Consider the following 22,434-nt stretch of genomic DNA (forward strand, 5'->3'; position numbering starts at 1 on the left):
ACAGGTTTCTATCGAATTTTGAATCGGGAAAGAATCGGGTATAGAAGAAGAGAAACTAAAACATACAAGTTCAGGATGCCGTATAAAGGATATAAGTATTCGATCAGGGTTGAGAAACCAAAAGATGTAAAGGGAAGCATGAGAGCAATAACAGCCATGGCCAAAATCCAGAGCGGCTGCCTGAGGTATTCCCTGAACCGCGTAACTAGTCCAAGTGTGCCTGATGCCGCTGTTGTAAAGATGGCGATCCACAGCATAAGCGACATGAAGATCATCATTTCATAAGGATAATGTTTTAAAATCGCGAAAAGGGGGATTTCATACAAAATGATATCTTCTGAGATTTGAATGAGGCTGTTGTTATAAAGATAGGAAACCACGCCTAGAATGACCCCGCTTCCAACACTGGCAATCCAAATCTCTCCTTTGTGCTTCATTTGATTACCAATTGCTCCGAGAACCGCGATCAGTGGAAGGATGTTCAAAGCGGTGAAAGGAAAGGCAGACATCCAATTACTCATTTCATCAACATGTCCAAAAAGAGAAAGTTGCTGGTCCCTTATAAATACAATCAATACGAAGAGAAGACCCGATATGAGCAGGGGAAGAACGAAACTGTTTACAATCACAATGCCTTTTACATCCCAAACGAACAAAAGGATCAATGGGATAACAATGGCGAGGACACCTAGGCGATAGGAAAAATTAAAAGCCTGCCACGTCGCTCCGCTCCCGGCAAGCATAATGACGGTCGTAGTAAATAGATAAATGATAATCATCCAATCGTACACCCCAGTCAGGTGCTTGCCGACCACTTCCCGGAGGACTGGCAGATAGTGGCCTGTCTTTTTTTTGTAACTGATATCAAGTATGGCTTTGCACGAGCAGATGAACATAAGAGAGAACAACAGGATCGCCAAACTGCTATCATGTCCAAAGAATTGCCATAGTTCCCTCCCCGAAGCATATCCGGCTCCTATCATAGTTCCTATGATTAAGAACATCCACTTGAACCCTGCTTTTATCATGACCGTTCCTCCACATCTATGTATTTGCCACGTATAGAACCGCGGACAACCTTATATACTGTTACTACTATGTGTCTGGAGGAGAAGCTATGAATTTCAAGGACAAGTTTTCTAAAGAAGAGAAACGTGTAAGCACCGATGATCCAGCCATGAGCGATTTACTGAGCACGTACTTGCAAGAATGGCTTCCATCTTCCAAAGATATCGTCATCGCCTGTATCGGAACGGACAGATCAACAGGAGATTCGTTCGGGCCTTTGGTCGGTTCCATGTTGCATGACCATAACCTTGATACCTTCCATATTTATGGAACACTTGAAGATCCTTTGCACGCATTGAACCTGAAAGACAGACTCGCTGATATCAAAAAAAGACACCCAGCTCCTTACATTCTTGCCGTCGATGCCTGCCTGGGGAAATCGTCTTCCGTAGGTTCTGTCGTTCTCGGTAAAGGTTCTTTAAGCCCTGGATCAGCATTAAAAAAAGACCTTCCGCCTGTAGGTCAACTACACATTAGCGGAATGGTCAATGTTAGTGGGTTTATGGAACATGTGGTCCTGCAAAATACTAGACTGCATATCGTCATGCAGATGGCAGCCAAAGTAGCAGCTGCTATTCAATTAACAGAAGCGAAGAGGAAACAGGTTCATTTGGAAACGAAGCCTTTCCATTCTTTCACCACCTCTGCTGCACATTACAGAAAAAGCATTCAATAAAAACTTAAAACCATTGAGATACGGCCAGCACTACCCCGACCGTGAGCAGGGAAGGGAGCAGATTCGCGACCCTGATGGTGGTCAGCTTCAATAAATTCAAGCTGATGGCCACAATCATCAAGCCGCCAGTTGCCGTCATTTCAACAATAAAAAGGTCAAGCATCTGCTGGGGGACCCAATGATCGATTTGAGTGGCCAAAAGGGCAATCGACCCTTCGTAAAGGACAACAGGAAGAATCGAAAAAATCACACCGATGCCGAGGGTCGAGGTCAAAACCAAGGAAACAAAACCATCAATAATCCCTTTTGTGATCAGAACTTCATGGTCATTCCGGATCCCACTGTCCAGTGCGCCAATGACTGAAAGAGCCCCGATTACAAAAATAAGTGAAGCCGTAATGAATCCTTGTGCAACACTTGACGTCTGGTCAGGTTTTGTGAATTTCCGTTCGATCCAGCGGCCAATGTACTCCAGCCTATCTTCAAGATGAAGCGCTTCCCCGATAACCGCGCCTGAGAGCAGACTGAGAAGAACGATGACGATGTTTTCTGTTTCTAAAGCCATCTGGAGACCGATGGTAAGGACAACAAGCCCCACACCGCACATGACCGTCTCTTTAAATCTCTCTGGAATTTTCGTAAAAAACAAGCCGAACAATGTGCCGATCAATATACACAAACCATTGACTAACGCTCCTAATAAAACCATCGCATTCTCTCCAGTATCTTTTCGTTAGTTCTAGGAATCTAAAGAGATTTTTCAGAAAAGAACCAGGGGCTATTTATTCTTTATCTGCAAAAAGGGCGATAATTCGCTCTAAATCTTCGTTGTTCGTAAACTCGATTTCGATTTTACCTTTTCTTTTCCCTTTATTAATTTTCACACCTGTACCCAGGCGTTCTTGTAAATTTTCCTCTCGCTCTTGTAAAAAGAGATCTCGCGGCTTTTTTTCTTTCTTTTTCGACGATCGGTTCGCCATCTCCTGGATCATTCGTTCAACCTGACGAACATTTAGTGATTCTGCTTCTATTTTCTGAAGCAACTCCAATTGCAGGTCCTTGTTTTTAACCCCTAACAGGGCTCGTCCGTGGCCCATCGAGAGAGAGCCTTCCGTGATTTTATCCGTGACAGCAACAGGTAAGGACAGGAGGCGGATGAGGTTCGCGATATGAGACCTGCTTTTTCCTAAACGCTTGGCAAGTTCATCTTGTGTGACCCCCAGTTCTTTTATCAACAGCTCGTACGATTTCGCCTCTTCAATAGGGGAGAGGTCTTCTCTTTGTAAGTTTTCCAAAAGAGCGATCTCTCTCATTTGTTCATCACTCATCTCCCGTGCAATGGCGGGCACATGAGTGAGTCCGGCCTTTTGTGCTGCGCGAAAGCGCCGTTCGCCAGCGACAATTTCAAAACCTTTGATGCTTTTTCTAACAATAAGAGGCTGCAAAATACCATGTTCTGCAATGGATTGCTTCAACTCTTCCAATGCCTCTTCATCAAACTGCTTGCGAGGTTGATAAGGGTTCGGACGACATTCTTTAATCGCTATGTTCTGAATTTCTTCTGTAGGTGTCATGGCATTGAAAAAAGCGCCTAAAGGCTCGTGGCCTTTGCTACCTAACCCTTTCGCCATTCACAATCACTTCCTTTGCTAGATCTAAATAAACTTCTGCTCCTCGTGATTTGGCATCATAAAGAATCGCAGGTCTTCCATGGCTCGGAGCTTCGCTCAATCGCACATTACGCGGAATGATGGATTGGTAAACTCGATCCTGAAAGTATTTTTTAACTTCTTCAATCACTTGAATCCCCAGGTTTGTGCGGGCATCCAGCATTGTCATGAGGACCCCTTCAATCATCAAATCCTGATTCAAGTGCTTCTGGACAAGGCGAACGGTATTCAATAGCTGACTCAACCCTTCCAGCGCATAGTATTCACATTGGACAGGGATCAACACAGAGTCGGAGGCAGTTAAAGCATTCAAAGTTAAGAGACCGAGAGAAGGAGGGCAGTCAATCAGAATGTAATCGTAGTCACTTTTTATATCATCGAGGGCCTTTTTTAACTTTACTTCCCGGGAAATAATCGGCACGAGCTCTATTTCGGCACCCGCCAACTGAATCGTTGCCGGAATGGAATCAAGATTACGAACGACCGTAGACGTTTTGACTTCCTCGGCTTTCACTTCCTCTACAAGGACGTTATAAACGCATCGGTCCGTTACGCCTTTTTCGACACCGACTCCACTTGTCGCATTTCCCTGGGGGTCTATATCCACCAATAGGACTTTATAATCCAAATAGGCCAGACATGCACTTAAATTGACGGCTGTCGTCGTTTTTCCGACCCCGCCTTTTTGATTAGCGATTGCTATTACTTTCCCCATGGTGTCACCTGCCTCACTATCTTTTTTATCATTCTACCATTTTATTGAAACTATTAGGTAAAATGACTTAAAAAAAGCCCCATCTCCACATATGTCAAGATGGGTCGCTCAGGCTGTTATTTTTTCTTCCCTTTAGGGATTTTAATGGTGATCTGATAATAGTCGTCATGATCTTCTTCGTCCGTTTCAAGATCAATGCCGGTATCCGTCACCATCGTCAATGATTGGCGGATCGTATTCATGGCAATACGCATATCCTTATTGACGCCTTTCATCTTCGGTTTCTTCTTTTTAGGAGCGGGGTCATTCAGTTTAGCAATTCGCTCTTCTGTCTGTTTCACGTTCCATTGCTTTTCGATGATCTCAGCCAAAACTTTTTCCTGCTGCTCTTCATCTTTCAGAACAATCAAAGCCCGGGCATGACGTTCCGTGATTTTCTTATCCATGACCGCCTGCTGAACCGATTCCGGAAGCTTCAAAAGCCGGAGTTTATTTGCAATGGTCGATTGACTCTTACCTAATCGCTGAGCCAAAGCCTCCTGTGTAATCCCATGCAATTCCAAAAGCTTTGCATAGGCAACGGCTTCTTCGATGACGGTCAACTCTTCCCGCTGTAGATTTTCAATCAGAGCGACAGAGGCCGTCTGGGAATCGTTCATTTCGCGGATAATCGCAGGGATCGTTTCCCAGCCCAGGGACTGGACCGCACGCCACCTACGTTCACCGGCGATCAATTCATAATCTTCATCATTTAACCGACGGAGAACGATCGGCTGAATCATCCCATGCGTATGTATCGTCTGGGCGAGTTCGCTAATCTTCTCGTTGTTGAAAATCGCTCGAGGTTGGTAACGGTTAGGCTGCACGCGTTCGACTGGAACTTGTACAACTTCATCGGGGTTGTAGCCTTCTTCATTGTTGTCATTCTCCGAATCCGGTTTGTCCCCCAGCCCAAACAAACGACCAAAAGGATGTAACACGATCAGACACCACCTTTATACGATCGAGCATACGCTTTTTTTAGTAGATCTGTTATATTTTGAAATATAAAAAGCGCCGCAGGCTTCTCAACTGCTGCGCGTACGTATGCCGTTTTTCATTTCTCTATTCATTTTATCACATTTACTCTACGAAAAGTATCTTCAAGATTGAAGAATTGAGGATCACCTTTGTCGAAAACACAGGTTTCACATCTCGGGAAACAGATTTTTCCGCTGTTTATCAACATAGAATTCATGACTTTTCCTGACAGATTCCGTCGACAGATTTTCTCTTGGCCCCAAACTTATGCATTGCAATTAAACGGTCTATACTCTACTTTTACATAGATTCGAAAAACACCCCTCAATTAAGACCGCTTCCTATTAATGAATCAAACATATATTATTTTTTATCAACATCCCACGAATACGTCTGTTTGCTTTCAAAGGATAAAGAATAACCAGACACCTTATCCAAACCTCCTGCGACTGAAGGATCTCCCCTCTTACAAGCCCCAAAATCCGACATGAATTCATTAAGAAACTTCTGTTTCACATGAAACAAATCAGCGGTGTTTGATCTTCCCATAAAGGTCAAGGTCTTTAAACTCTCCCCAGTGATAAATGTCCTGTTTTAAAGTGCCTTCGTAACTAAGACCGGCTTTTTGCATCACTTTCACGGAACCTGGATTGCTGCTGATGGCGGCTGCCCAAATTCGGTTTAATTTCAATTTTTCAAACCCGAAGTCCATGATTCTGCAAGCTGCTTCCGTGGCATACCCCTGGTTCCAATAAGGCTTTCCTATCCAATAAGCGAGCTCACCTTTATGATGTTGATCGTCCACCCTTAAGGTCATCGTCCCTACAAGCTTCTGATTTTCTTTTAAAAGAACAGCCAGAGGAAAAGCTTTCCCTTGGTCGATCCAGTCTTTATGAAGAGCAATCCACTCCTCAGCCACTTCCCGTGTATATGGATGCGGAACAAAGGTCGTCGCTGCGACTGCCTCGTCTCCAGCTAATTCAACCACTTGTGCCGCCAAATCTTTGGTGTAGGGTCTCATGTAAAGTCTTCCTGTCTCAAGCTCCATCTTCATCCTCCTCCAGTGCTATAAACCTTACTTCTAGTTTCGGATCAAACACTCCTCCATTTAGGAAAAAATGTAATAAAAGTCGTGTTTTGTGGAAAAATGAGCAGGATTAGAAAAACATCAGCCTTATGAGACCGGACTGATAATATATGAGAGCAGGTGATTGGATGGAAATGCAGGAAAACTACAAAGCCGGAGATATTGTTTATGTGGTTTATAGAAACCCTCACACATATGACGTTGCTAATGTACAGGAGGCAGCGGTCGTAAACAATCCAGAACGTCCAGGAGAGCTGGCTTTATTTTTATACGAAACTTATTTTTCACTGGATGAAAATATCGCTATTTATGCTTCAGAAGGAGAAGCGGAACGTGCTTATTACGATGCTTTTGGCGGAGGCGTAGAATCGGAGGGGAAATTGTGGTAAAACCATTCGTTCCAGAACTCGTCTATATGGAACCAAGAGCACTCGAATATCCCTTAGGACGCGAATTAAAAGAGAAGTTCGATGGGATGGGAATAGAAATCAGGGAAACGACTTCCCATAACCAAGTCCGAAACCTTCCTGGTGAAAACGATTTTCAAAAATATAGAATGGCCAAATCTACGCTTGTCGTAGGGGTAAGGAAAACGCTGAAGTTCGACACATCCAAACCTTCAGCGGAGTATGCCATTCCATTAGCAACGGGGTGTATGGGACACTGTCATTATTGTTATCTGCAGACTACGATGGGCAGCAAGCCTTACATTCGTACTTATGTGAATATCGAAGAAGTATTTGATGCTGCCGAACAATACATGAAAGAACGTGCTCCTCAGGAAACTAGATTTGAAGCTTCCTGTACGTCTGATATCGTTGGCGTGGATCACTTGACCCATTCATTGAAACGGGCGATCGAATATTTCGGTGAATCTGAATATGGAAGACTTCGATTTGTTACGAAATTTGCACATGTCGATCATTTGCTTGATGCGAAACACAATGGGAGGACGAGGTTCCGGTTCAGCATGAATGCTGATTATGTCATCAAATACCTGGAACCCGGAACCTCCCGTCTGGATGACCGTATTGAAGCAGCCGCCAAGGTAGCGAAGGCAGGCTATCCACTCGGATTTATCATCGCTCCCATCTACTTGTACGACGATTGGAGAGAAGGGTACCGTATCCTTTTCGAAAAGCTACATGACAAACTGCCGGACTATGCCACGAATGATTTGACGTTCGAATTGATTCAGCATCGCTTTACAAAACCAGCAAAGCGGGTCATCCAAAAAAATTACCCGATGACCAAGCTTGAAATGGATGAAGAGAAACGCAAATACAAATGGGGGAAATACGGAATCGGAAAGTATGTCTATCAAAAAGATGAACAGGAAGAGATGAAACGCGTTTTAGGCGGCTATATCGAACAATATTTCCCAGAAGCTCGTCTCGAATATTTCACGTGAAACCAACATGCCTATAGTCAAAAGGTCATCCGCTGCAAGAGCGGATGACCTTTTTTCTCTATGTTTTCAGGAGAAAATTCCGTATTCCGTAATGTGTACATCGACTTTCACTTCTACATTAAGATCCGAATAATGATCTTCCCATTTAGAGAGGTTGAAATCCTTTCGCCGCGTCTTTGTAAAATTCCCAAGACCTAGTGGGTCAATTCCTTTTTCCTTAAACATGGTGATGAGTTCATTTGTCTCCTTATTAAAGTAGTCAGCGAACGCATCCTCCATATCTTTCGCTAATTTAGGGGTAGCCTCACGGCCTACGCCAGACATTTCGTTGACTTCTGCCTTTATGTTGACCTTTATTTTAAAGGTCAACTCATCAATCGGGCCTGAGATGCTGTAATCCACATTCGAACCAATATTGTCCATCATGATCGTTCCCTCTTCAAAAGGGACATCCTGCATCCCCTTTGTGAAGTTCTGCTTTAGCAATTTAAAAGTGAAGATTTTCGAATCCGGCACCTCTGTGACAAATAGCCCTTTTTTGAAAAAAGCAACACCGGATAACTCGACAAACGATTCTCTTTTCTTAAGCATGGGAAGAAAAGGATCCATACCTTCTGCATAATACGAATAAAGAAAATCATGAAGACTTGTCGATGGAAAGTTATGATGGGTGTTATTCTCGATCAGTCCCTGCAGGTGTTTAGAAGTCGTTTCATCCTGTGTGTATCCACTTTCTATCAAATCTTTAGCAGAACCGTCCACCACCCCAAGGTACATATTCCTGCTGAGGCGGGGATCCCGGCTTAACACGTCGATGATTTCTGACAGATCCTCCTCTGCAAGTGCCTTACTATATAGGTTGACCGCAAGTTTACCGATAGATATTGGCTTCGAGGACTGTTTCTGAATCTCCACTTCGACATCTTTCGTGGAATCAGCATCGACGGTCAAATAAAGCTCGGAGGCTGCCTGTTTATCTTCGCTTTTTCCGTACTGAGGGATGGATACCGTCCCTTGTATCCGTTTATCCTCTCCTACATCATAGCCGGCAATCTGAACAATCGCATTTTCTTCCACACTCTTATTCGGCATGCAACCCGTCAACAGGAAGAAAGACAATAGAATTAAAAGCATGGTTCTTTTTTTCATGACCTTTTCCTCACTTTATCCGAAATCATTTTCAAAACCAATAAGACAGGGATATACAGAAGCACATAGAATCCGAGCTGCGCAGAGAGGTTATTGACCTGATCGATGATTGGACGGGAATCTAAAAGGACCGCCGGAAAATAAAGCGCGATGCAGAATAGAATGACGACATACTTCTGCTTCACATTGAACACCCGCTTCGGGATCCTCGTCGCCCCCCATAACCCAAGGCAGATGTTCGGCAGGATGACGTAAAGCCACATGGAGATCCCGACAAATTCAAAGCGCTCGATAAAGGGGAATTCAACGATTTTCCAAGCGGATATCGTACCCCAAACCACTTGTCTGAGCTGCTCTTCACTATAATAAACGAACGTCACCAGAACACTGATGAGATAGATCATCGTCGTAAAAAACACTCCGAAGTGCGCCCACTTCTTCGACTTTTCCGGATTTTTGATAAACGGATAATAGATCAGAAGAAACTCAAGACCGATGAAGCTTAGGACGCTCTGTTTCGTAGCGGCGAGAATTTCTGTTACATCGTGACTGATCATAGGATAGATATTCATCGTATGCCCCGCCTGCACAGGAAAGAATTTCAGCAGGAGAATCGGCAGTCCAATAATAACGCTGATCAAACAAATTCCTGTGATGACGCGGAATCCACCGGACACAAGATAGTAAACAAGCAGGATGAGGACAAATGCGAACACCCAAACCTGCAGACCAGGAAACACCCAGACTTTGATGACCTCTATGAAAGTGATGATGACAGTAAACGCCAACAGGGTGAAGTAAGCACAAAATAGGAGGCTTAAAAAACCTCCTATGTACTTACCGAAAATGCTGCGGTGAATTTGCACGATGTCTCCGCCATCATTTTGAAGCAGACGATAGATCATCCACATAATGATGTGTAGGATCAAACCTGCAATCAATATAGAGATCCAGGCGTCGTATCCCGCTTTTTCGACCAGATACTTCTCAAAACCGAGAATTCCTACCCCGACCTGCATACTGTGGATCAAAAAGAATACATAGGCAGGCGTTACTAAATAATTTTCCGGGATGTTCAGTCCCTGCGTGTTGTTCAACTTATTCATCGATATCCCTCTTTGCATTAACACGTGTTGGGTTCATTCGTTGGGGATCCTCCGTCCTCATCAGAACCGGCCTTTCCGTTTGCTTATTGAACGGCAGGCGGATGAAAGCATCTTTTAAATCTTTAATCCGGAGGGGATACAAAGGTTCGAAAAACGGTCGACCGATCGATTGCAATTTGATGAGATGGCCGATGAAATAAACCATGCACATCGATACACCGATCAAGCCCCACAGTTGTGCACCTATGAGGAAAGGAAAACGAATGAGGCGGATAGTATTGCCGATCTGATAGACAGGTGTCGTAAACGAAGCAAGGGCACTCAAAGCAACAATAATCAGAAGCACATTACTCGTCAGGCCTGCATCAACAGCTGCGGTCCCGATGACAATACCACCTACGATACCGATCGTTTGTCCGATTTTTGTCGGAAGTCGGGCTCCTGCTTCTCTCAATAGCTCGATCGCCAGCTCTAAAACGATCACTTCCAATATCGGTGGGAACGGGATATCGGAACGCGAGGAGACGATGGTCGCCATCAGCGCTGCCGGAATCATTTCATGATGGTAAGTGAGGACGGCTACGTATAACGGTGTACTCAAAACAGAGAAAATAACGGCAAACAACCGGATCAAACGGAAGGCGGTCGCTAAATGCCAGGGAAGGAAATAGTCGTCTGACGCTCCAAAAAATTCAACGACCGTCGTCGGACAGGTGAGGGCATGGGGCGATCCATCTACAAGAATAGCAACCTTCCCTTCAATCAAGTTCGATACGACACGATCCGGCCGCTCCGTATCCAACAATTGAGGAAAAGGGGAGTTGGAATTATCAGCGATGATTTGTGTGACGAAGGAGCTGTCTATCAACTGATCGATTTCAATTCCCCTCAATCTCTGGGACACCGTATCCACGTTGTCCTGATTAACGATACCGTCGATATAAATGACAGATACCCGTGTTTTCGTAATCTTTCCGATATTCATTTCTTTAATGGTTAACTGTGGAAGAGGCAGACGCTTTCGAATAAGGTTGATGTTTGTATTCAACGTTTCTACAAAAGCTTCTTTTGGTCCGACGACACTGAATTCTACTTCAGGAATACTGACTTCACGGGATTCCAAAGAAATGGAGGGAATTAAAGCGACTTTTTCATCCCCTTCTTTCAATTGAATCATAATGTATCCATACATCACTTTCTCTTCAATCAAATCCAGCTTAGAGGTGACACGGATATTTTCGACAGGCACTTTCTCCTGTATTTCCTCCAGGCTGTGCAGGGATTGACTGTTCAGCGTCGCTAATACGCTCCGATTTAATATTTTAGAATCGCACATCGTTTTCAAGTAAGAAATGGTACACGTTGAACTACCACTCAATGTGTAATGAACAAAATCTTCTGATTGCTTCAATACTTGAAGAAATTCAGAAAGAGTATCGCTCTGCTTCTTGGTCTCTTGTTTTTGTGGCTGCTGTTTTTCTTTCCGCTTCCATTTCCACATGACGAACTCCTTCAAATAGAAATCTGACTTCTTTCTTCTATCATCTTCTTTTCGTAATAATTTATACTTCCTCGGATAGGATAAAAAGGACAAGGAGGACGGACCATGATTTACGCCTATTTATCACCGCTTATCATTATCGCGCTCGTATTCGTATCGACTGTGTTCGTCATCGACTGGTTAGCCAAACTCTTGATTTACATTTTTCTATTGAACTTCATCTGCCTGCCCGGCTACCTCTTATATAAAGATGAAGTAAAGGAAAAGAAATTAGTACAGCCACCAGCTTCACAGGAGGGGAATCAATATGTCCCAGAAAACACTGACAGCCAATGAAATCGGTCTCTTATGGACCCAATTTATACAGAACAGCATGACCATTCCGGTTCTGCAGCACTTCCAACTGACTCATAAGGATGAAGACATTCAACCGATCATTGGCTTGGCGAAAACCATTGCGGAAAAAGGGATGGAAGACTGCCGGAATTTCTTTGAAGAAGCTGATCTGCCCATTCCCAATGGATACACATTGGATGACCTCAACCCGAATGCTCCAAAGCTTTTCACAGATGCTTTCATGCTCACATTCCTTGAGCACATGGGACAGGCAGGTCTTACTTCTGATGGCTTTTCTCTAGGGGCATCTTCCCGGGAAGATGTTCGAAATTTCTTCAGTGAACGGATCCGTAAACAGGACCAGCTCTTCCACGAATGTGTGAACATAGGACTTGAAAAAGGGATTTACACCAGACCTCCACAAATTGCTATTCAAAAAGACACAGAATACGTAGAATCGAAAAAGTACTATCATCCATTCAACAAACGGTCGTTGAACGCGATGGAAATCAGTCATTTATATGAAAATATAAAAAACAACACGATCGGCGAAATCCTTTGTCTTGGCTTTGCTCAAACAAGTAAAAACAAATCGGTGAAAACATTCATGAAACAAGGAGTGAAGATGTCCGTGAAGCACCGGAAGCTCTTTTCCTCCTTTTTGGAGAAGTCCGGAATCATGACACCGATGGTATCTGCCAATTTCCTGACCACTCATACCGATCCAGTCTTCTCTGATCGGTTAATGATGTATCTCATCAGTGTACTTGCTTCTTCCGGGCAGGGGAATTATGCAGCCAGTGCCGCTGTAAGTCTTCGCTATGACCTTGTATTCCACTACCATAAATTGATGTTAGAAACAGCCATGTATTCCAAAGAAGGTCTGGATATCATGATTCACAATGGATGGTTTGAAGAACCCCCTCAAGCTCCAGATAGAGAGAAACTCATCCAATAATTTTCAGCGGAAGAGGAATCGATATGAAAGAAAAAAGATTGGAAATTTTACTATGGAGCATCGCTTTCCCCGGGTTCGGACAACTGTTGAACGGCCAAGTCATAAAAGGACTCTCGTTCATTCTTCTGGAAGTGATCCTTAACTTGAATAGCTCCTTTAACATGGCGATCGTCCACAGTTTCCAAGGAAATATTGAAAAAGCCATCCAAGTGACGGATTATCAATGGCTGATGTTTTACCCATGCGTCTACATGTTCGCTGTATGGGATGCTTATTGCAAAGCGGATGGAGAATGTGCGCCATATACATTTGTCCCTTTCGCTTTTTGTGCTTACTCCGTTACAATTGGACTCATTTACTCTCCAGTCTTTAAGGTCGGAGGTATCTTTTTTGGACCCGTATGGCTTCCTATCCTTTTCTTAATCCCAGGCATTATCACCGGTCTATTCGTTCGATCACTGCTCCAGCGCAGCAGAACAGGCTCTTCATAGTCACTCTATGAAGGGCCTTTCGTATGGTTTGTTTGATATTTCCAAAATGGTGGTATCACATGAGAAACATCATTTTAGGAGGAAGATCATTTATGTCTAGACAACAACGACAAACGAACGGTCAACCGGGACAAGAACAATCCATCCAGCCCGGCGTAGAAAAGGAGATGAACCCCCTCCCCTTACAAGCAGATGAAGATTACAAAAGCGGAAACAAACTGCTTGGGAAAGTCGCTTTAATCACGGGAGGAGACAGCGGTATCGGACGATCTGTAGCCATCGGCTATGCTAAAGAGGGTGCAGATGTCGCCATTTCTTATTTAGAAGAACACGAGGACGCTGAATATACGAAGAAAAAGATAGAAGAAGAAGGACGTCGGGCGATTTTAATCCCAGGAGACGTCGGCGATGAAGCCATTTGTAAAACAGCGGTCGAGCGCACGGTTAATGAACTGGGACACCTGGATATTCTCGTCAATAATGCGGCTGAGCAACACCCCACCGATGATCTGTTAAACATTTCAACCGAACAATTGGAAAACACCTTCCGGACGAATATTTTTTCCATGTTCCATTTGACGAAAGCAGCGATCCCTCATTTCAAACGAGGAAGTGCCATCATTAATACAGCTTCAGTCAATCCATATGTCGGCAACCCTGAGCTTGTGGATTACACGGCGACAAAGGGAGCCGTTGTTGCCTTTACCCGTTCCATGGCTAAACAATTGGTGGACAAAGGGATCCGCGTGAATGGGGTGGCTCCCGGCCCGATTTGGACGCCGCTCATCCCAGCCACTTTCTCTGAGGATAAAGTGGAACAATTCGGGACCAACACGCCGATGGGAAGACCAGGACAGCCGGTCGAACACGTAGGAAGCTATGTATTGCTTGCCTCCGACGACTCATCGTACATGACTGGGCAATTCATCCACATCAATGGTGGAATGTTTACATCAAGCTGATTGAAAGGAACGAACCAGATGCCAGAAGGACCTGAAATAAGAAAAGCAGCCGATCACGTAGAAAAAGCACTAAAGAACAAACCCGTTATCGATATCCATTTTGCCTTTGACCATTTACAAGGCTATGAGGAAATATTACGGGGCGCCAAAGTTACAAGAGTAGATACGAAAGGAAAAGCGATGCTCATTCGTTTCGACAATGATCATGTCATCTATTCTCATAATCAGCTGTATGGAAAGTGGTATGTAAGAAATGCCTATAATTATCCAAAGACAAACCGACAGCTTCGTCTTGCCGTCCATAATGAAAAGAAGTCCGCTCTTCTCTATAGCGCTTCGGATATCGAAGTTCTGACGAACGGAGAAGAAGCGGAACATCCCTTTCTTGCAAGGGTGGGACCGGACATACTAAGTGAAGAAGTAAGCACAGAAGACCTTTACCATCGCTTTAAAGATAAGAAATTTCGAAATCGAAAATGGACCTCTCTGCTCTTGGATCAAAGCTTTATCGGAGGCATCGGCAATTACCTGCGCAGTGAAATTCTATTCGCAGCCAGCATCTCCCCTTTTGCCAAGCCGTCGGATTGTACAGAAGAACAGCTTCGTCAGGCCGCAGAAGCAAGTATCGAACTGATGTGGCGGTCGTATGAGCATAAAGGAATCACAAATGACCCAGCACTTGCGGAAGAATTAAAAAAACAAGGAAAGAAACGTTACGAGTACAGGCACTGGGTCTTCAACAGAGAAGGACAGCCCTGTCGGATTGATGGGACAGAAATCATTAAATTCCGAGCAGCATCCAGGCGCTGCTATTACTGCCCCGCCTGTCAAAAAAATCCCGCCCCTTCTTGAAAAGGGCGGGATTTTCTTTATCTTCCAAGCCAACCTCCATCAACAGCAAGTTGATGGCCATGGATATAATTGGAGGCCTCAGATGCCAGAAATACAGTAGCACCGATGAAATCTTCAGGTTTACCCCAGTCTCCTGCAGGAATTCGATCGAGAATCTGCTGATTCCTGTCTTTATCCTGAATAAGTGCTGTGTTCATATCTGTTGCGATATAGCCTGGGACAACACTGTTCACGTTGACGCCTTCTTTTGCCCATTCATTGGACAAAGCTTTCGTCAATTGAGAAACTCCCCCTTTCGAGGCAGCATAGGCTGGTACTCGAATTCCTCCCTGATAGGAAAGCAGAGATGCAAAGTTGATAATTTTTCCACTTTTATTTGCCACCATGTAGCGTCCTGCCTGCTGACAGAGGGTCCACGTAGTTTTCAAGTTAATATTTAACACGTCATCCCAATCCTCTTCTGAAAAATCGACAGCATCGGACCGCCTCTGGATACCGGCCGCATTGACTAATACATCGATTCGGCCGAATGCTTCTACTACAGAAGGAACAGCCTCTTTCACCTGCTCTTTGTCGGTCAGGTCGCAAGGGATGATATAACACGTTTGCCCTCGTGCTTCGATTTCTTGTTTCACATCAAGCTGGGAAGTGTTGCGCTGTAATAAGGCTACATCTGCTCCTGCTTCGGCAAAACCTATAGCTACTGCTCGACCAATCCCCCTCGTTCCACCGGTAATGGCCGCTACTTTTCCATCTAAACGAAATAAATGATCTGACATATGCTACCCCTTCCACGCTACGACAGCGTTTTCATTCTCCTTTACACCTTTCGATACCTATCAGGGAAAATCCTTTCAAAAAACAAACTTATTTAATGAAAATTATTTTCTTTGTTACGTAAAGAAGATGTGTTCAGCATGAATCCCTTCTTCCATTAATGTCAGTTTTCCAAAAGAATACATCGGAAGCCGTCTTTTGTCGGTAAGCGATCCCGGGTTGAACAACAGAGTTTTCTTGAAATATCGCAGGACGGGGATGTGAGAATGCCCATAAATTAAAACATCCAGCGCATCCTCTTCAAAAGATTCAATCGCACGCTTCTCGGTGGTTTTTTTATCTCCGTGCCCGTGGACGATTCCGATTCGATACCCCCTCCATTCATGGATAGACTGAGAAGGAAATACGTTCTGAATCTCCTCTCCATCTACATTCCCATACACCCCGTATACAGGTGCATATCTTTTCAACGTTTCATATACATCCAACGCCTGCCAATCGCCTGCATGAATGATGGCATCCGCTCCTTCCAGCTCTTGTACAAAACGACCAGGAAGCTCTTTCGCTTTTTTCGGCATATGGGTATCTGAAAGTACGATGATTCTCATCGATCCATCCTCTCCTATTCTAAGAAAAAACCTCTCTGCCCAGAGCAGAGAGGTTTTCAAAATTATTGAATCGGTGTCTTATTTGGTGTTCCCGCTTTGCGCGGATATTTCTTCGGCGTTTTTCTTCTTTTCTCCACAAGAGCAATATTTCGTTCGCTGCCCTCTTCTGGTAATTCAAATGTATACACCTCAAGGACTTCCCCGCCGACGGTCTGGATCGCAATCTTTGCGTCTTCCATTTCATCTTTCAAGTTCGGACCTTTCATCGCTATAAACCTGCCGCCTTTTGTCGTCAATGGCAAACATAACTCACTAAGGACAGACATTCGTGCAACGGCACGGGCCATAACAAGATCATAACTTTCACGGAAATTCGCATTTTTACCAAAGTTTTCAGCACGATCATGATAGAAAGCGACATCATCCAGCTCCAATTCGTGGGCTAGGTGGTTCAAGAATGTGATGCGTTTCTTCAAGGAATCGACAATTGTCACCTTCAACTGTGGAAAGACGATTTTCAAAGGCAAGCTCGGAAATCCGGCTCCTGCCCCGACATCACAAATACGGAGCGGTTGATTGAAGTCATAGTAGAAAGCTGCCGTCAGTGAATCATAAAAGTGCTTCAAATAAACACCTTCTTGATCGGTGATGGCTGTTAGATTCATTTTTTCATTCCACTCGACGAGAATTTCAAAATACTTATGGAACTGGCGCTGCTGATGGTCATCAAGTTCAATGCCATGTTCCTGTAATGCTTGAAGAAAGGTGTTAATATCCATAAGTCCATCCTTTCAAATTATTCTCCGGATACACGAGCAATTTTCCCTTGTTCAATATAGACAAGCAGAATGGAAACATCCGCCGGATTCACTCCTGACACACGGGAAGCCTGCCCTACAGATAGAGGACGGACGGATTTCAAGCGGTCACGTGCCTCGGTAGCAAGACCGTGAATCGCATCATAATCGATGTCTTCAGGGATTTTTTTCGTCTCCATTTTCTTCATACGGTCAATTTGTTCCAGCGCTTTTTTAATATACCCGCTGTATTTCACCTGGACTTCCACCTGTTCTTTAACGTCATCAGGCAGAAGAACCTCACTTGGTGTCAAACGTTCCAGATGGCTGTAATTCATTTCTGGTCGCTTCAATAAGTCGGTCGCACGGATGGCATCTTTCAGCTTCGATCCTCCCGCTTCTTCGATGACAGATTGAACCTCGTCCGTCTCTTTCAAAATAACTTTATCGAGACGTTTTTTCTCTGCTTCGATCAGATGCTTCTTCTCCTGGAAGCGCTCGTAACGGTCTTCTGGAATCAAACCGAGCTGATAACCGATTTCAGTCAATCTAAGATCTGCATTATCGTGACGAAGCATTAAACGGAATTCCGCACGGGAAGTCAGCAGCCGGTAAGGTTCGCCGGTACCTTTCGTCACAAGGTCATCAATCATGACGCCGATATACCCTTGAGAGCGGTCCAGAATTAACGGTTCAAGATCCAATGCTTTGGCAGCGGCGTTAATTCCCGCCATTAGCCCTTGTCCGGCCGCTTCTTCATAGCCAGAAGTTCCGTTCAGCTGCCCTGCCGTAAACAGTCCGTCAATCTGTTTCGTCTCAAGCGTCGGCCACAGTTGGGTCGGTACGACAGAATCGTATTCAATCGCATAGCCGGCACGCATGATTTCAGCTTTTTCAAGTCCTGGAACTGTACGCATCATTTCATTCTGTACATATTCTGGAAGGGAAGTGGAAAGACCCTGGACATAAACCTCTTCTGTATCTCTTCCCTCAGGCTCAAGGAAAATCTGGTGACGGGGCTTATCGTTGAAACGGACAATTTTATCTTCAATCGAAGGACAGTAACGAGGTCCTGTGCCTTTGATTGCTCCAGAGTACATAGCAGAGAGACCTAAGTTGTCGTTTATGATCTTGTGCGTATCTTCATTCGTATAAGTCAGCCAGCACGGAATTTGATCGGTGATAAATTCGGTCGTTTCATAAGAAAAGGAACGCGGTTCTTCTTCTCCTGGCTGAATTTCCGTTTTAGAATAGTCGATAGTATGACTGTTGACACGCATCGGTGTACCCGTCTTAAAACGAACCATTTCTATACCCATTTCTTCCAGCTGTTCAGACAGAGAAACGGTGGAACGCTGGTTGTTCGGGCCACTTTCATACGACAAATCACCGATGATGACGCGTCCGCGCATGAACGTACCAGTCGTCACAATGACGGTCGGAGCGTAGTAGGCCGCTTTCGTCTCTGTAACGACCCCTTTCACTTGCCCATCTTCCACCAATACTTTTTCAACCATTGCCTGACGAAGGGTCAAGTTCTCCTGGTTTTCAAGAACGCGCTTCATTTCTTTAATATACAACGGCTTGTCCGCCTGTGCACGTAACGCGCGGACGGCAGGACCTTTCCGTGTATTCAATAGACGCATTTGGATGTGCGTTTTATCAATGACGCGCCCCATAGCTCCACCTAAAGCATCCACTTCACGTACAACAATCCCTTTAGCCGGACCGCCGATGGACGGGTTACACGGCATAAAAGCGACAAGGTCGAGGTTCAAGGTCAACATTAAGGTTTTCGCACCACGACGCGCCGCGGCAAGACCCGCTTCTACTCCGGCATGACCAGCACCAATTACAATTACATCATAATGCCCTGCATCATATGTCATTCGGATGACTCTCCTTTTTTATCTTAAATATCTTAAACAAAGCGTTTATTTACCTAAACAGAACTGTGAAAACAATTGATCAATCAAACTTTCATGGACCGTGTCCCCGACGATCTCCCCGAGGATTTCCCACGTCCTTGTCACATCGATCTGCACGACATCCAGTGGAACACCCATTTCCATACCACTTTGAGCATCTTCGAGCGCCTGTTTCGCTTGTTTCAACAGTTGGACATGGCGGACATTGGAGACATACGTCATATCTCCTGCATCAATATCGCCTTCAAAGAATGTGTCTCCGATGGCTTTTTCCAGTTGGTCGATCCCTTCTTCCCGGATGAGAGAAGTCGTAATCACCGGATGATCCCCCGCTAATTCCTTCACTTGATCAAGGTCGAGACGCTGTTCTAAATCCGTTTTATTAACGATGACGATAATATTCATATCCCGGATCGCTTCAAACAGCTTCTCATCTTCTTCACTAAGCTCATCCCCATAGTTTAACACAAACAGGATAAGATCAGCTTCTTTCAATACCTGGCGGGAACGTTCAACACCAATCCGCTCAACGATATCTTCCGTTTCCCGGATGCCTGCTGTATCTACAAGACGAAGGGGGACTCCCCTGACGTTGACGTACTCTTCAATCACGTCCCTTGTTGTGCCTGGAACCTCAGTCACGATCGCTTTATTTTCATGAACAAGAGCATTCATCAGCGAAGACTTTCCTACGTTTGGACGTCCGATGATTGCTGTTCCCAAACCTTCGCGAAGGATTTTTCCCTGCTTTGCGGTTTCAAGGATTCTAGTTACTTCTTCATGGACTTCCGTCGTTTTCTCTTTCATCATCTCATGGGACATTTCTTCTACATCATCGTATTCTGGATAGTCAATGTTCACTTCGACATGAGCAAGCGTCTCCAGAAGTTTCTGGCGCAGTTCCTGAATCAGGTTAGACAAGCGTCCGTCCATTTGTTTCAAGGCAACATCCATCGCTCGATCTGTTTTCGCACGGATCAGATCCATGACCGCTTCTGCCTGAGAAAGATCGATGCGTCCATTCAAGAACGCGCGTTTCGTAAATTCTCCCGGTTCAGCCAAACGGGCTCCACTCGCCAGAACAATTTCAAGCAGCCGGTTGACGGACACAAGACCTCCATGACAGTTAATCTCTACAATATCTTCTCTTGTGAAAGTTTTCGGGGCACGCATGACAGATACCATCACTTCTTCCGCCATTTCGCCCGAATCAGGGTCAATAATCTTTCCGTAATGCATCGTGTGGGAGTCGACCTGGTTCAAATCTTTGCCTTTGAAAAGGCTGGAAGCTATAGACACTGCCCCAGATCCGCTCAATCGAACAATGGCAATCGCCCCTTCTCCCATAGGAGTCGATATCGCAGTTATCGTATCTGTTTCCACACGCACTCACCTCCTGAAAATCATTCGTTTATATTTATCCACAAAGGGATTGATTTTGATATCACTAACATACTACCTTACCACACTGCCACGTGTTTTGAAAAGATATCAACACGTATATTCCCTACTTCCTCACCTTTTAGTTATCCACATGTGCATAACTCTTTCTACTATTTTCCCCACCATACCAACGAACAATACGACCACCAGCCATTTATCGAACAAACTAGCAGGATTTTGGAAGATGCTTAAATTTGGTACAGCGGTTCTTTTTTTACCTACAAGAAAAAGGTTGGTTGGGAAGCTCGGCGCTACCCCACAGGAAAGCAAGTAGCTTCCCAATCACCCCTGACGTTCAAACCATCCGAACCCCGAAACATCTCGATACTAGACTTCAACTAAAGGTGGAGTTTGTTGGTTTAGGAATCCATAAAAAATGCTTCTGTTCATGAAAAATGAACAGAAGCAAGGTTAAAACATTATTGAGGTCGGATGACGACGTGCCGGCGTGGATCGTTCCCGGCAGAATCCGTCTCCACCTTTTTATGATTTTGCAGCGCACTGTGTATGATTTTTCTTTCATACGATGGCATCGGCTCAAGTTTCACTTCTTGATTTGTCCGAACCGCTTTTTCTGCTAAACGGTGCGCAAGGTTTTGAAGCGTCTCTTTTCGTCGGCTACGATAGCCTTCAGCATCCAACATCACAGTGTAGAAAGCTTCAGATTCACGATTCACAGCCAACTGCGCCAAATATTGAAGGGAGTTCAAGGTTTGGCCGCGTTTACCGATCAGCATCGCAATCTTGTCACCTTCCAGTTCCATGTGTATATCGCGCTGACGAAGCTCTGTTTTCACCTGGACAGGAGCGCCCATTTGTTCTGCTACTTCATAGATGAATGTTTCGACGTCCTGCACTGGATTTTTCTTGACCGTTACTTTTACAATCGCCGGCTTTGTACCAAAGCCGAGAAATCCTTTTTTACCTTCATCAATGATCTCGACATCTACCTGATCTCTTGATGTGCGTAATTGCTCTAGTGCTGTTTGGATCGCCTCATCAACTGTCGTTCCTGTAGCAGTCCATTGCTTCACTAGTTTGCTCCTCCTGTCTCATCTTTCATCATTGGTCTACGGATGAAAATGGTTTGCAAAATCATGACAACGTTACCGACTATCCAGTACAACGCAAGGGCTGACGGGAAGAAGAATGCGAATGTACCGATCATTAACGGCATGATATAGAGCATCATCTGCATTTGCGGGTTTTGTGCAGCCGCTCCTCCAGCCATCATCAGTTTTTGCTGCAGGAAGGTCGTACCAGCTGTCAGAATTGCTAAGAACGGATCTGATTGACCAAGTTCCAGCCATAAGAAATTATGAGTCTGGACTTCCTGCGTTCTCATGATTGCGTGATAGAAACCAATCAATATCGGCATCTGGACGATGATCGGCAGACACCCGGCCAATGGATTAACCCCATTTTTCTGGAAAAGCTGCATGGTTTCCTGCTGAAGCTTTTGCTGGGTCTGAGCATCCTTAGAAGAATATTTTTCTCGAAGTTCTTTTAATTCAGGCTGAATGTCCTGCATAGCTTTTGAACTTTTCAGCTGTTTAACGTTCAATGGTAAAAGCAGCACACGGATGATGATGGTAACGATGATGATCGCCAATCCATAACTTCCATTTGTAGCATCCGCGAAAAACAACAATGTTTGTGATAATGGATAAACTATATATTCATTCCAAAATCCTGTACTATCCGAGGTGATTTCCTGATTGACATCCATACACCCGGATAGGAACGTAAGCAAACCTGTCATCGCGACCAGGATGAGTAATTTATTTCGCAACGTTCCTTCCTCCTTACTGAAATCGCTCTTCTATCTTTTCCATATAAACTTATGACGGACAATACGACAATCATAAGTTTAGCATTA

24 protein-coding genes are annotated in these 22,434 nt (G+C 44.6%); 8 read left to right on the forward strand and 16 right to left on the reverse strand.

The genetic code is table 11. The annotated features are described in order from the left end of the window. Positions 1–8: 8 nt before the first annotated feature. Positions 9–1,028: a YkvI family membrane protein gene (locus ACXADE_RS19635; protein ID WP_474982105.1), complete on the reverse strand. Its 1,020-nt coding sequence runs from the start codon at positions 1,026–1,028 to the stop codon at positions 9–11. A gap of 89 nt (positions 1,029–1,117) precedes the next feature. On the opposite strand from ACXADE_RS19635, the gene yyaC reads away from it, so the two are divergent. After that, positions 1,118–1,744, forward strand: a complete 627-nt coding sequence (gene yyaC / locus ACXADE_RS19640) for a spore protease YyaC (RefSeq protein ID WP_474982106.1) — start codon at positions 1,118–1,120, stop codon at positions 1,742–1,744. Positions 1,745–1,748: 4 nt separating this feature from the next. On the opposite strand, the gene ACXADE_RS19645 is transcribed toward yyaC, so the two are convergent. The 5 genes from ACXADE_RS19645 to ACXADE_RS19665 form a co-directional block, all read right to left on the reverse strand. Next, positions 1,749–2,453, reverse strand: a complete 705-nt coding sequence (locus ACXADE_RS19645; protein WP_474982107.1) for a DUF554 domain-containing protein — start codon at positions 2,451–2,453, stop codon at positions 1,749–1,751. A gap of 73 nt (positions 2,454–2,526) precedes the next feature. After that, on the reverse strand, positions 2,527–3,375 hold the full coding sequence (locus ACXADE_RS19650) for a ParB/RepB/Spo0J family partition protein (protein WP_474982108.1): 849 nt from the start codon (positions 3,373–3,375) through the stop codon (positions 2,527–2,529). Further along, entirely contained in the window at positions 3,356–4,129 is a 774-nt protein-coding gene (locus tag ACXADE_RS19655; protein WP_474982109.1) for a ParA family protein, read from the reverse strand. The genes ACXADE_RS19650 and ACXADE_RS19655 overlap by 20 nt, the downstream gene beginning before the upstream one ends. A 116-nt stretch (positions 4,130–4,245) precedes the next feature. Next, positions 4,246–5,109 carry a nucleoid occlusion protein gene (gene noc / locus ACXADE_RS19660; RefSeq protein ID WP_474982110.1) on the reverse strand — a complete coding sequence of 288 codons (864 nt, stop codon included), beginning with the start codon at positions 5,107–5,109 and terminating at the stop codon, positions 4,246–4,248. Positions 5,110–5,675: 566 nt separating this feature from the next. After that, entirely contained in the window at positions 5,676–6,197 is a 522-nt protein-coding gene (locus ACXADE_RS19665; protein ID WP_474982111.1) for a GNAT family N-acetyltransferase, read from the reverse strand. A 167-nt stretch (positions 6,198–6,364) separates the two neighbouring features. Here ACXADE_RS19665 and ACXADE_RS19670 point away from each other — a divergent pair, with 167 nt between their 5' ends. Beyond that, a complete protein-coding gene (locus ACXADE_RS19670; protein ID WP_474982112.1) occupies positions 6,365–6,625 on the forward strand; it encodes a transcriptional regulator SplA domain-containing protein in 261 nt (86 codons plus the stop codon). Next, the gene (gene splB, locus ACXADE_RS19675) at positions 6,619–7,647 is read left to right on the forward strand and encodes a spore photoproduct lyase (protein ID WP_474982113.1); all 1,029 of its coding nucleotides are present in this window, start codon (positions 6,619–6,621) and stop codon (positions 7,645–7,647) included. The genes ACXADE_RS19670 and splB overlap by 7 nt, the downstream gene beginning before the upstream one ends. Positions 7,648–7,713: 66 nt before the next feature. On the opposite strand, the gene ACXADE_RS19680 is transcribed toward splB, so the two are convergent. From ACXADE_RS19680 to ACXADE_RS19690, 3 genes are read right to left on the reverse strand one after another with little or no spacing between them, the layout of a single operon-like run. After that, entirely contained in the window at positions 7,714–8,796 is a 1,083-nt protein-coding gene (locus tag ACXADE_RS19680) for a Ger(x)C family spore germination protein (RefSeq protein ID WP_474982114.1), read from the reverse strand. Then, positions 8,793–9,902, reverse strand: a complete 1,110-nt coding sequence (locus ACXADE_RS19685; protein WP_474982115.1) for a GerAB/ArcD/ProY family transporter — start codon at positions 9,900–9,902, stop codon at positions 8,793–8,795. Before ACXADE_RS19685 ends, ACXADE_RS19680 begins: the two co-directional genes overlap by 4 nt. Next, positions 9,895–11,403 (reverse strand): spore germination protein, encoded by a 1,509-nt coding sequence (locus tag ACXADE_RS19690; RefSeq protein ID WP_474982116.1) that lies wholly within the window; start codon positions 11,401–11,403, stop codon positions 9,895–9,897. The genes ACXADE_RS19685 and ACXADE_RS19690 overlap by 8 nt, the downstream gene beginning before the upstream one ends. A 105-nt stretch (positions 11,404–11,508) precedes the next feature. On the opposite strand from ACXADE_RS19690, the gene ACXADE_RS19695 reads away from it, so the two are divergent. The 5 genes from ACXADE_RS19695 (at position 11,509) to nei (ending at position 15,002) form a co-directional block, all read left to right on the forward strand. Then, a complete protein-coding gene (locus ACXADE_RS19695; RefSeq protein ID WP_474982117.1) occupies positions 11,509–11,739 on the forward strand; it encodes a hypothetical protein in 231 nt (76 codons plus the stop codon). Further along, the gene (locus ACXADE_RS19700) at positions 11,711–12,697 is read left to right on the forward strand and encodes a DUF3231 family protein (protein ID WP_474982118.1); all 987 of its coding nucleotides are present in this window, start codon (positions 11,711–11,713) and stop codon (positions 12,695–12,697) included. Before ACXADE_RS19695 ends, ACXADE_RS19700 begins: the two co-directional genes overlap by 29 nt. Positions 12,698–12,720: 23 nt before the next feature. Beyond that, a complete protein-coding gene (locus ACXADE_RS19705; protein ID WP_474982119.1) occupies positions 12,721–13,188 on the forward strand; it encodes a hypothetical protein in 468 nt (155 codons plus the stop codon). Between the two features lie 92 nt (positions 13,189–13,280). Further along, on the forward strand, positions 13,281–14,150 hold the full coding sequence (locus ACXADE_RS19710; protein WP_474982120.1) for an SDR family oxidoreductase: 870 nt from the start codon (positions 13,281–13,283) through the stop codon (positions 14,148–14,150). 18 nt (positions 14,151–14,168) lie between these two features. Next, the gene (gene nei / locus ACXADE_RS19715; RefSeq protein ID WP_474982121.1) at positions 14,169–15,002 is read left to right on the forward strand and encodes an endonuclease VIII; all 834 of its coding nucleotides are present in this window, start codon (positions 14,169–14,171) and stop codon (positions 15,000–15,002) included. 17 nt (positions 15,003–15,019) lie between these two features. Here the strand turns inward: nei and ACXADE_RS19720 are convergent, their stop codons facing one another. The 7 genes from ACXADE_RS19720 to spoIIIJ all read right to left on the reverse strand — a co-directional run bounded on the left by ACXADE_RS19720 (position 15,020) and on the right by spoIIIJ (position 22,347). Next, complete coding sequence (locus ACXADE_RS19720; protein ID WP_474982122.1) at positions 15,020–15,781, reverse strand: SDR family oxidoreductase; 762 nt, start codon at positions 15,779–15,781, stop codon at positions 15,020–15,022. A gap of 114 nt (positions 15,782–15,895) precedes the next feature. Further along, complete coding sequence (locus ACXADE_RS19725) at positions 15,896–16,387, reverse strand: metallophosphoesterase family protein (RefSeq protein ID WP_474982123.1); 492 nt, start codon at positions 16,385–16,387, stop codon at positions 15,896–15,898. Between the two features lie 62 nt (positions 16,388–16,449). Continuing rightward, positions 16,450–17,166 (reverse strand): 16S rRNA (guanine(527)-N(7))-methyltransferase RsmG, encoded by a 717-nt coding sequence (gene rsmG / locus ACXADE_RS19730; protein ID WP_474982124.1) that lies wholly within the window; start codon positions 17,164–17,166, stop codon positions 16,450–16,452. 17 nt (positions 17,167–17,183) lie between these two features. Next, a complete protein-coding gene (gene mnmG / locus ACXADE_RS19735) occupies positions 17,184–19,073 on the reverse strand; it encodes a tRNA uridine-5-carboxymethylaminomethyl(34) synthesis enzyme MnmG (protein ID WP_474982125.1) in 1,890 nt (629 codons plus the stop codon). Between the two features lie 45 nt (positions 19,074–19,118). Further along, positions 19,119–20,495, reverse strand: coding sequence for a tRNA uridine-5-carboxymethylaminomethyl(34) synthesis GTPase MnmE (gene mnmE / locus ACXADE_RS19740; RefSeq protein ID WP_474982126.1), 1,377 nt, complete (start codon positions 20,493–20,495; stop codon positions 19,119–19,121). A 479-nt stretch (positions 20,496–20,974) separates the two neighbouring features. Next, positions 20,975–21,589 (reverse strand): RNA-binding cell elongation regulator Jag/EloR, encoded by a 615-nt coding sequence (jag, locus tag ACXADE_RS19745; RefSeq protein WP_474982127.1) that lies wholly within the window; start codon positions 21,587–21,589, stop codon positions 20,975–20,977. After that, complete coding sequence (gene spoIIIJ / locus ACXADE_RS19750; protein ID WP_474982128.1) at positions 21,589–22,347, reverse strand: YidC family membrane integrase SpoIIIJ; 759 nt, start codon at positions 22,345–22,347, stop codon at positions 21,589–21,591. The genes jag and spoIIIJ overlap by 1 nt, the downstream gene beginning before the upstream one ends. Positions 22,348–22,434: the final 87 nt, after the last annotated feature.

It is taken from the genome of Halobacillus sp. ABR2_026 (assembly GCF_056158545.1).